The 9,718-nt window shown below is 36.7% G+C and carries 11 protein-coding genes; 2 read left to right on the top strand and 9 right to left on the bottom strand.

What is annotated here, in order from left to right:
* Positions 1 to 150: 150 nt before the first annotated feature.
* The 4 genes from GSA01S_RS07785 to GSA01S_RS07775 all read right to left on the bottom strand — a co-directional run bounded on the left by GSA01S_RS07785 (position 151) and on the right by GSA01S_RS07775 (position 3,756).
* A complete protein-coding gene (locus GSA01S_RS07785; RefSeq protein WP_066126378.1) occupies positions 151 to 1,794 on the bottom strand; it encodes a phosphoenolpyruvate carboxykinase (ATP) in 1,644 nt (547 codons plus the stop codon).
* 367 nt (positions 1,795 to 2,161) lie between these two features.
* Positions 2,162 to 2,341: a hypothetical protein gene (locus tag GSA01S_RS10870; RefSeq protein WP_066126377.1), complete on the bottom strand. Its 180-nt coding sequence runs from the start codon at positions 2,339 to 2,341 to the stop codon at positions 2,162 to 2,164.
* 31 nt (positions 2,342 to 2,372) lie between these two features.
* Positions 2,373 to 2,522 carry an NUDIX domain-containing protein gene (locus tag GSA01S_RS10550; protein ID WP_083513265.1) on the bottom strand — a complete coding sequence of 50 codons (150 nt, stop codon included), beginning with the start codon at positions 2,520 to 2,522 and terminating at the stop codon, positions 2,373 to 2,375.
* A 298-nt stretch (positions 2,523 to 2,820) separates the two neighbouring features.
* Positions 2,821 to 3,756 carry a LysR family transcriptional regulator gene (locus GSA01S_RS07775; protein ID WP_066126376.1) on the bottom strand — a complete coding sequence of 312 codons (936 nt, stop codon included), beginning with the start codon at positions 3,754 to 3,756 and terminating at the stop codon, positions 2,821 to 2,823.
* Between the two features lie 162 nt (positions 3,757 to 3,918).
* Between GSA01S_RS07775 and GSA01S_RS07770 the strand changes: the two genes are divergently transcribed.
* Together GSA01S_RS07770 and GSA01S_RS07765 are read left to right on the top strand one after the other, a co-directional pair.
* Complete coding sequence (locus tag GSA01S_RS07770; RefSeq protein ID WP_066126375.1) at positions 3,919 to 5,268, top strand: acyclic terpene utilization AtuA family protein; 1,350 nt, start codon at positions 3,919 to 3,921, stop codon at positions 5,266 to 5,268.
* Between the two features lie 23 nt (positions 5,269 to 5,291).
* The gene (locus GSA01S_RS07765) at positions 5,292 to 5,609 is read left to right on the top strand and encodes a DUF4387 family protein (RefSeq protein WP_066126372.1); all 318 of its coding nucleotides are present in this window, start codon (positions 5,292 to 5,294) and stop codon (positions 5,607 to 5,609) included.
* Positions 5,610 to 5,895: 286 nt separating this feature from the next.
* Here the strand turns inward: GSA01S_RS07765 and GSA01S_RS07760 are convergent, their stop codons facing one another.
* The 5 genes from GSA01S_RS07760 to GSA01S_RS07740 form a co-directional block, all read right to left on the bottom strand.
* Positions 5,896 to 6,690 carry a nitrilase-related carbon-nitrogen hydrolase gene (locus tag GSA01S_RS07760; protein WP_066126370.1) on the bottom strand — a complete coding sequence of 265 codons (795 nt, stop codon included), beginning with the start codon at positions 6,688 to 6,690 and terminating at the stop codon, positions 5,896 to 5,898.
* A gap of 11 nt (positions 6,691 to 6,701) precedes the next feature.
* Positions 6,702 to 7,601, bottom strand: coding sequence for an alpha/beta hydrolase (locus GSA01S_RS07755; RefSeq protein ID WP_066126368.1), 900 nt, complete (start codon positions 7,599 to 7,601; stop codon positions 6,702 to 6,704).
* Positions 7,602 to 7,673: 72 nt separating this feature from the next.
* On the bottom strand, positions 7,674 to 8,261 hold the full coding sequence (locus GSA01S_RS07750; RefSeq protein ID WP_066126367.1) for a rhomboid family intramembrane serine protease: 588 nt from the start codon (positions 8,259 to 8,261) through the stop codon (positions 7,674 to 7,676).
* A gap of 30 nt (positions 8,262 to 8,291) precedes the next feature.
* Positions 8,292 to 8,591 carry a DUF503 domain-containing protein gene (locus GSA01S_RS07745; RefSeq protein WP_066126366.1) on the bottom strand — a complete coding sequence of 100 codons (300 nt, stop codon included), beginning with the start codon at positions 8,589 to 8,591 and terminating at the stop codon, positions 8,292 to 8,294.
* Positions 8,592 to 8,721: 130 nt separating this feature from the next.
* On the bottom strand, positions 8,722 to 9,345 hold the full coding sequence (locus tag GSA01S_RS07740; protein WP_066126364.1) for a plasmid pRiA4b ORF-3 family protein: 624 nt from the start codon (positions 9,343 to 9,345) through the stop codon (positions 8,722 to 8,724).
* Positions 9,346 to 9,718: the final 373 nt, after the last annotated feature.

Genomic DNA, 9,718 nt, shown 5'->3' with positions numbered 1-9,718 from the left:
CTACTTCTGGTCTACTCCCTCCCATTTTTTCGCTTATCGACCTTGTCTTTCGCAATCACCCTAATCGTTTCAAAATAAAAAGGCAGGCCAATTGAAAATCAGATGATTTTCAATTGGCCTACCCGGTATCTATCTAGCTATACAGCCATTTTATTTTGCTAATTTTTCTACTAATGCATTTAAAGTTTCATAATAGCTTGCTTTTAATGGCTCTTTTTCTGCACTAATTTCTTTAATCCATTGAGCACGGTCATTTAAACGTTCATGCAATAATTTGCGATAAGCTTCATTATCAAAATCTGGTTCATACCCTTCAATTGACATATAACTTAATTCTTCTAATGGTCCAAATGGCACAAACTCTGCTCGCTCTTCGACTAAACTTTCAATAATTCCTAAAGTGACAGCTGGCGTAATTTTCTTATCCATAAAGAAACCAGTATTCAAGATATAGCCATGAACTTCTCCTGAATTGAATAATTGTTCAAATGAATCACAGTCTTCTTGTAAAGGATAAACTCTAAATGGATTCGCAAAGGGCTCAATAACCAGTTTTTCCATATTGGTTCCTGGGACCAAGTTTTCAGCTGTTGAACGTTTGGTAGTTAAAGTTAAGCCAAAAATCATCGCTAATTCAGGCCCTTCAATCTTTACTACCGGTGGTAAGGTCTCATCTTTCATTAACCAGAACACGCTATTAATTGGCACATCAAATTTATCCACCCGATTCGGTGTTGAGTAACGTGATTTGACAGTACGACCATTATTATTGCGAATATCTTCGGTAACTAATACTTTTTCGCCTGCTTCATTCAAGCTAACCCCAACGTTTTGAGCCGTTACAAAATATTTTTGTTCAGGATGTCCATAAGGATAGTCTTGCGTTTTGTCAAAGTAAGATGGCTCTAAGGCAATGGAAGAGAAATCATCCAATGAAATAACAAACGCATCATCATGAAGTACTTTAATCTCATATTTATCTTCGTGTTTTGCATGGGTTAAAGTCGATTTACCAGTACCAGATAAGCCGAAGAAGGCTGCGACGTAAGGTTTATCGCCGGTAATCATTTCTTTCATACCACCATGACAAGATACATAACCATGACGACGTGCAATCGCCCACGCTAATGTTAAAGTTCCTTTTTTCAATTCTCCAAAATAAGGTAAACCTAAGACAATAACCACATTACATTTTGGATCGAAGTAAACAAAACCGTTTGGATGGTCAGGATGAGTCCATTTTGGATCGCTATAAATTAAAATATCCGATTCATCTTCATAAACTTTACTACGTTCATACATTGCGGTCATTTGGTCAGATGCCCATTGGAAATTTAATAACCAAGAATATAAGTTGTTAATCTCTTCCGATGGTACCATCAAACGTGCTCTTACCATAAAATCTTCATCTAGTCCGACATAAGCGGTCGTGGTTAAATATTCACGCTCACGATTGGCATACAACGCATCGCGGACAATTCCTAATAGCTTTTTATCATCCTCACCCGTTCCAGAAAGATGTCTGGCTGCGGCTGTACGTCCCGTTACACGTCCTCCATTATCAACCAATACTTTAGCACCTTTTGGTAAGTCTAACTCTTCGGTATGAGCTACCTCCTGATCTAAAACAATCGTTCCCTTATAAGCAGCTGCTCTTTCATAAGCCTCACTTATCGTTTTTACTTCTTCTACATTATTCCCATAAAAGGCGGTCTCGATGGTTGATCTTAAAGCTGAAAATTGAGGATTATCTTTACCAAGTCTACTAGTTTCATACCGTGAAATTGTTGCCATATCACATTCTCCTTTTCATCTCTATTTAATTTTATATTTTTCCTTAGTTACAAACTCACTTATCAACATCAAGAATCGCTGCTATTTAATCAATAATGCTCACTACATTCCTTTCTAAATTATTTTTCCGCTAAATTATAAAGCGCTTTCTTAATTATAATTATAACAGAGGATAGCAATTTATCAATATTATTTATATAAAATATTCGCTCCTTAACCGATTTTTTCAATAGAAAATAGCACTAGCCAAATTATCTCGACTAATGCCATTGGTATTTAACTATTTTAAATTGACTTGTTCCATAGCTGAACACATCTTATTTGAACTAAATTAGGTAGGTCAAAAATTTACTTTAGTTTGGTTTAGTTAAAGATCATTTTGCACATAATGGATAATCTCGTTACTTGATAAAATGGTCTTAATATGGTTTTTGATGAAGTCTGGTTTAATATTAAATTGGTCGATTTTTTCTAAAGGAATCCACACTAATTTTTCTTTGAGATCCGTTTCAGTTGGCAGGTTGTGAATACCGTCAACATTGACCACTTAATAAAATTCTAACGTATGTCGGATTTTCTCAGCCTCTGTGCCAACCCCCTTCATGAAAGAAATTTTCGCAAACAACGGCTAATCGCGCCACTTTAGTGGTTAAACCTGTTTCTTCAAATAATTCTCTTTCAACCGCATGGGCAGACGTCTCACCTATTTGAACTCCGCCACCAACCATATAAAAATAATTACCGGCTTAATTTTCAACGAATAACTTTTTTTGTTCGTGAATAATAATGCCCGCACTCCGGTAGCGAAACCATGTTTGTTCATGGTCAATCACACAATCATTTAGCATATAAACCCTCCTTGTATCAAAAACTTATACTATTTAATTTGAATGTTTATTTTATCATTTTTCTAAGACAACGCAAAGAGGGGATACACTCACTCAGCCTCATATATTTTACTAAAGACTTCTAAACCATCAATATCAGTCCCTTCAACAACTTTATTTTGGATGCAAGCCAAAAATTTTACTCTCGAATCCTTTCTTCAATTTGAGACATAAAGGTGATTAACGATTTTTCAGCAGGTGTTAAATAATCATACTCTTTATAACAACAATAGATTGGTCGGTTTATTGCTTGTTCTTCCAATTGACAGTAAAAAGATTGAGGTGCTTCTTGTTTATAACGATGGAGTGCCATACCGGGGACAAAAGTAAAACCTTTGTCTAAATCCGTTAACTGACCACAAAAATGAATGCTGGTCGTTTCCATAATATGACGTGGCTCAATATGATAAAGGGTAAATAAACTATCCGCTATTTTGCGCATCCCTCTTCCTTCTTTTAATAAAATCATCGTTTGATCTTGCAATAGCTTTATTGAAATCGCAGGATTCTGTGTACCTGGATACCAATTTTCCTCCAGTACTTCTCGTTCTTTTACAAACGAAGGCGGGACCTGCAAATACACTCGGTTTTCCATTATTTTAGTGTACTGCAAGGTTGTGTGATGGGTGTGATAGACCAAAGCTAAATCCACTTCATTCTCGGCTACCATATCATACAGTGCTTCCATCCGTTCTTCTATAAAATGTAGTTCCACATGGGGGAAATTTTGATCAAAATAGTGGATGAGATGTGGTATTAAAAATTCGCCGGTTAAGGTCGTTACTCCTATGCGGATTTGTTTTTTCTCTAAAGAGTCAGAATGAGCCATTTGATTTAAGACAGAACGATATATAGCATTAACTTTCTGACAACTCTCTAAATAGAGTTCCCCTGCCGGAGTCAGAGTTAGGCCATTAGGCTCTCGTCTAAATAATAGGGTTCCTAACTCTTTTTCTAACTGACTAATATAACGACTTAAAGCTGGCTGAGAAATATATAATCGACGAGCGGCTTTGCTCATATTCTTTTCATGTGCTACTGTCATAAAATAGTCGATTTGCTTTTCATTAATCATTCGTAACACCTCTTCAAAATTATTTTTTCTATTTTTATCATAACATACAAGTTATACCAATTCTTATTTTTTCGCATTTTACATTATACCAAATGCATTTTACAATAAAACTAAAGTATACGCTTACAATACCCATTGTTTATTTAGAAAGGAAGAAGGAATATGAGCAAAGTAAAAGTGTTTGTTCCCTACGGTGCTTTAGGACTAAATATTACCGAAGAAGCATTTGAAGCTGGTATCGCAATGAAACCTGATATCCTCTCCAGTGATGCGGGTTCAACCGACTCAGGTCCCTATTATTTAGGTTCTGGATTAGGAAAATACGCTTTAGAAGATGTCAAACGCGATTTAAAAAGAATGATTTTAGCAGGTGACCAACTGAATATCCCAATTACCATCGGTTCTTCTGGCACTTGTGGATCGGATGTTGGAGTCGACACTGTCTATCAACTTGCAGTAGAGATTTGTCAAGAAGCTGGCATTCATAAAAAGATTGCACGTATTTATTCACAACAAAATGTTGAAGTGATGAAAGAAAAATTCCGTTTAGGAAAAATCTCCCCTCTAGCTGGAGCACCTGAAATCAGCGAAGCAACATTTGATCAATGCGATCATATCGTGGCCTTATTAGGGGCTGAAGCCTATATTGAAGCCTTTAATAATAATGCTGATATTATTATTGGAGGACGCGCAACCGATACCGCTGTCATTGCGGCTTACCCATTAATGAAAGATTGTGACCCGGCTGCATGTTGGCACGCAGCTAAAACGGTCGAATGTGGTGGTGTTTGTACCTCCGCTGGTTTATTAGGAGGCGTGTTTACAGAAATTGATGACACCGGTTTTACCATTCATAGTGTCCAACCAGGAAGTACAGCTACCCCTTATTCGGTATCGTCACATATGATCTATGAAAATTCAAATCCCATCCGATTATATGAACCAGGTATTTGTATCGACACAGCCAACTCAACTTATACCGCTCTCTCAGATACAGCCGTCAGAGTTGAAGGAACAACGATTGAATACTTACCATATAATTTAAAATTAGAAGGCGCTGGTGCTGTCGGCTATCAAACCGTTAGTATGGCTGGTATTCGTGATCCAAAAATAATGGAAGACCCACAAGTTTGGATTGATTCCGTATCTGAAGCGGGTGTAGAAAAACTGACGAAAAATGGAATTGAAAAAGAATCATACGATTTCTGGCTACGTCCCTATGGTTACAATGGTGTTTCTGGCGCACCGGTACCTGAAGATTACCAACCAAACGAAATTCTCATGATGTTAACTGTTACCGCTGATACCCAAGAATTAGCTTCAAAAGTAGCCAAAGCCTTTAATCCATTATTGTTACATCATAATATTTTTGAAGCTAAACAAATGCCATCCTATGCCTTTATTTTCTCCCCACCTGAAATTGAACGTGGTAAGATTTATGAGTTCAAACTTCATCACACTATTGAATGTGATCCACTCGAACTCATTCGCTTTAAGTATGATGACATTTAATTCGGATAAAAGGAGGAATCAAGATGTCAGTCAAATTAAATACAGTAGAATCGATTGCTAAATATGTTCGCAGTAAAAATGCTGGTCCTTTCTGGTTAACCATCGATGTCTTTTGTCATAATGTCGAAGATACTAAAAAAATAACTTCTGCATTTGAAAATAATCGTGATTATATTGCCACAATGTATGGAGTCAAACCAGAAGAAGTAGAGATTTATTGTCTTGAGCATATACAAGTAGCTAAAGTCAGTATGCCACGGAGACCAATTGAAGGTAGTCGGGATGAAATTGATATGCACGGCGGACAAATGTATGTTTCCTTATTAGACATTGAAGTTTAAGACTATTCTGCTGAAAATAAATAAAACCGGTAAGCTTAACATCTCTTCCGGTCGTCATATGGTTTAATTAAGGAATTGGAGCGGAAACGTTAATCGTCATCGCTCCATTTTTTATAGTTAAAACCAGTTGCTCAATTTCCACAACACTTTGCCAACCAAGACAAAAACTTTATTCATGGAAGTGGGCATAAATTTGAAATAAAAAGCATTCTACTCCCTGTAAAGACCCGCATTACGAAACTCGGACTTCACAATAAAATAAAATGCTCTCTGTATCGATTTGCACTTAATATAATTCTGGACGACGGTCACGGTAAAAATCAAAACTTGCTTTTACTTCTTCAATCATTTGCGGTCGAATTTCAAAAGTACCAAAAGACTCCTCATCTTTTACAATAAATTGAACATTGGTTAATGGATCAACAATTTGACTATGACCACCGGTCACACCTGGGCCATCTGATAACTCAGGGCTAAATTGATTCGCACAAATCGTGAAAATTTGGTTTTCTAGTGCGCGAGCTTTTAATAACACTTCTAGATGATGGATAAATGCTTTTGGCCACGCTGCTGGAATAAATAATAATTGGATCCCATCAAGAGCCAATTTTCGTACCCATTCAACAAAATCCAAATCATAACAAATAATTAAGCCACATTTTATGCCCTCTAATTCAAAGACACACAACTCATTACCCGCGGTCATTGCTTCTGACTCGTCTTGGGGATGATAAAGATGCACCTTATCATAGCTAGTAATGAGTACACCCTCACGATTGTAGACGTGAGCAGTATTATAGTAGTGATCCCCTCTTTGTTCAATAATGGAGCCGCCCACAATATTCACTCGATATTTTGTAGCTAATTGTGATAATAAAGCTTTCGTTTTTTCGCCGTTGAAATCGGCATATTTTTCTGGTTGAGAAGTTGCAAGAGGCATATTCCACAATTCTGGTAATAACACCACATCACCGATACCTTGTTTAGAGTGTGCCAATTGCTCGATAAGTGCTTCAACTGCTTGATAGGGATTAGTGGTTGGGGTTGGGCAAGCTTCTAGCTGAATTAAACTTATTTTCATTAAATACTCCTTTACTTTTTCCGGTGACAAATAGAATGATAAAATTCGATATAATCTTGAATAACCGCCTCAAACATCGGTTCTAAATAAATCTCAAAATGCGCGCAATCATATTCTTTAATTGTGGCATGAGGTGCTTGTTGGGCCCATTTTATAGTAGCTGAAGCTGGGGCAATGGTATCTTTTTTACATAGGGCAAAATAAATGGGTGTTGTAACGTCTCGGGCTAACTTTCCTGGCGAGTATTTTAGAAACTCTAATAAAGTACGGGCTGGGACTTGATTAATGAAATGAGCTTCACCAATCATTCTACTGGCGCTATCATCATAATCTGCCACTGTCATCAATGCTACTTCAGCTTTATTACCTGCCAGTTTTAACATAACCGGACGATAGCCTCTTATCATTGATATGATATCCGCCACTAAATAGGGCATCATTTTAAGTAATGAGAAAAGAGGGACTGCACGCGTCGTCGCCCAAGTATCGGTATAAGGACATTGAGCAATTGTAGCGGTAATATCCTGACGCTCAGCGGCTAATTGAATCACATGACCGCCACTAAATGAAGTGCCAAATAAAAATAACCGAGTAGTATCTACTCTTGATTCTTTTTTTACCCACTCAATCGCATGTCGCCAATCAGCCAATTGATGCTGAACATTAATTAATTGACGCCTCTGACCCTCACTCGCCCCAAAATTACGGTAATCGAACAAAAAGCAAGCCAGGCCCGCTTGAGCAAAACGTTGGGCATACGCATCCAATCGCATATCACGTAAAGCACCTAAACCATGCGCCATGACAATGACTGGTGAAGGTTTAGGAGCCTCAGGTAAATACAACCAGCCACTGCAACGCGTGCCGTCAGAATAAAAATCGATGTCTTCACGGATGTATCGGTGTGCCAAGAAAATGACCTCCTCTAATTATAAATAGTATCCTTGGTTATCATGCTTAAAAAGTGCAAACAAAAAAGTCATTTATTGATGCTTAGCTTGGTACAAATTTAATTGATAGCCTAAATACGCCCCTACTAAGCCACCGATCATATGAGTTAAATTTGAGATATTATCGGAAGTAAAGAGACCTTGATGGACTTCTTTGCCGATATAAAGCAACGCCACCAAAATAAACGTAATCGGAATTTCACCTTCTTTTAAACTGGTCATCGATGCGAATAATATAAAGGCAAAAACTACTCCACTAGCTCCAAGTAACGCTACTCGTGGAAATAGTAAAAAATGAATCACACCCGTTATGAAGGCTGTCGACAAAATGACCACTAAAATATTTAGCGAACCATACTTATCTTCTAGCAATGGTCCAATCACTAAAAACATCATCATATTACCAATCAGATGTTCCCAATTTGCATGACCCAAGACATGCCCAAAAAATCGTAAATAAGTCAAGGGATCCCATAATGATGAGCGGTAAACACTAAATAGCGTACGCGTTAAAACGCCTCCTAAAACCTTATCAAACAACAGAATCATAAAACTAGCAAAAGCAAAAGACAATATGACCGGCGAATTAAATGATAATTGCATTTTCTTAGCGTTTTTCATGTGACTGAACTCCTTTATCGAACATTGATATTAATCAACAACCAAAATATCCCAATTAACTTTCTGTAATTCGCAGGACTTATTCAAAGTAAAAGCATATAAAAAATCTTCAATCCGTTGAGCATATTGCTCGCCTTCTCGTTCCGACAAACAAACTAACGCTAGCGATAAATGTAACTGTTGATAATCTTCTTGATGTGCCGTCTCTCGCACACTAACTGAAAATCCCTTTTTTAACTGTGAAACTAACGACTGGCGAATATTGCGTTTGTCTTTTAAAGAGTTAGCATAAGGTAACTTTATCGAAATTTCCATCACTAAAACTAACACGCGTCATCCTCCTAAAAGTTATCTATCTTCAGTATAGCATCAAACTTATCTTTAAAATAACAAAACCCTATGAACTTTACAAACTCAAATGTAAAACCATAGGATTTTAATTTAACGGGTCGAGAATAAATTACCAATTGATTTCCACTTCTGAACCATAAATATGATAAGGCAAAATAACATCCCCATTATTTAGCCGATAAAACTTAGCTAATCGCTCATTCACTTGAGGTAGATCATAGTCTTCTAAAATTCTTGGATTCCATTCAACCCACTCTTGATACTCTTTAGAATCAGGGTTTTTTGCCAGTTCCCTAATTTCCTCTAAACCACCAGGGCCGCCACAATCTTCCGATATGTTTTCGCCGCGAAAGCTGACCACACTAGGGACCTCCTCTGATGTTATGACCTTTACTTTCATCAAGGTGATTTTAAACTCCCAATTATCGCCGAAATCATAGGTATAATCGAGAGTGTTTAGTTCTAACAAATAAGGAAGTACAAGTGTTTTGTCTGCATCCACGTAGTTGATTCCCTCATTATAAGAATTAAAATACTCATCACGCATATACTCAAGGTTTATTTCAAAAGGATACGACTTTTTAGTGAAATTAAACAAATGCATATCATATAGGCCAAATGCAATTTGAATAATATGATGCAACTCAAAAAAAGTGATACGATTCGGTAATATTAAATTACGCCAAATCGGAGGCGACTTTATCTCTTTTAATTGAACTTTAACTTGAAACATTTTTTCAACTCCCTAATCAAATTGTTATTAGAAAAATCAGCATTAAGCTACTTACAGTATAAAATATCGAACGCACTTTTTCTACTTAGTTCCTCCATAAAAATGCTCTGAGCTATCCCATAGAAAAAGTTTTTAGGTGATGTTTTAATTGAATCTTTCCTTACATTCTAAGTTGTAATTTACGCTCCTGATTCCATATTGAAGTTAGAAAGAGTGGAGTACGCTAAGAATCTTGCAATATACGAATTAATACTATTTCTAATCAATTAAATGCAACAAAAAAAGTCTCTAAGCTTTTAATACTTAAAGACTTCTTAATATTTTAATCCTTATAAAGAATATCATCCAATTCAAATGGGAGTGGGCAAGAAGT

Origin of the sequence: Globicatella sanguinis NBRC 15551 (assembly GCF_001552295.1) — a bacterium.
In the GTDB taxonomy this organism is placed as follows: Bacteria; Bacillota; Bacilli; order Lactobacillales; family Aerococcaceae; genus Globicatella; species Globicatella sanguinis.
This window is presented reverse-complemented; position numbering and strand designations above follow the sequence as displayed.

Coding starts and splice junctions, on each gene's coding strand:
- GSA01S_RS07750 (WP_066126367.1), bottom strand. CDS start 8,261: ATGAAAAACGCTAAGAAAATGCAATTATCATTTAATTCGCCGGTCATA.
- GSA01S_RS07765 (WP_066126372.1), top strand. CDS start 5,292: ATGTCAGTCAAATTAAATACAGTAGAATCGATTGCTAAATATGTTCGC.
- GSA01S_RS07785 (WP_066126378.1), bottom strand. CDS start 1,794: ATGGCAACAATTTCACGGTATGAAACTAGTAGACTTGGTAAAGATAAT.
- GSA01S_RS07770 (WP_066126375.1), top strand. CDS start 3,919: ATGAGCAAAGTAAAAGTGTTTGTTCCCTACGGTGCTTTAGGACTAAAT.
- GSA01S_RS10550 (WP_083513265.1), bottom strand. CDS start 2,522: ATGGTTGGTGGCGGAGTTCAAATAGGTGAGACGTCTGCCCATGCGGTT.
- GSA01S_RS07775 (WP_066126376.1), bottom strand. CDS start 3,756: ATGATTAATGAAAAGCAAATCGACTATTTTATGACAGTAGCACATGAA.
- GSA01S_RS07740 (WP_066126364.1), bottom strand. CDS start 9,345: ATGTTTCAAGTTAAAGTTCAATTAAAAGAGATAAAGTCGCCTCCGATT.
- GSA01S_RS07760 (WP_066126370.1), bottom strand. CDS start 6,690: ATGAAAATAAGTTTAATTCAGCTAGAAGCTTGCCCAACCCCAACCACT.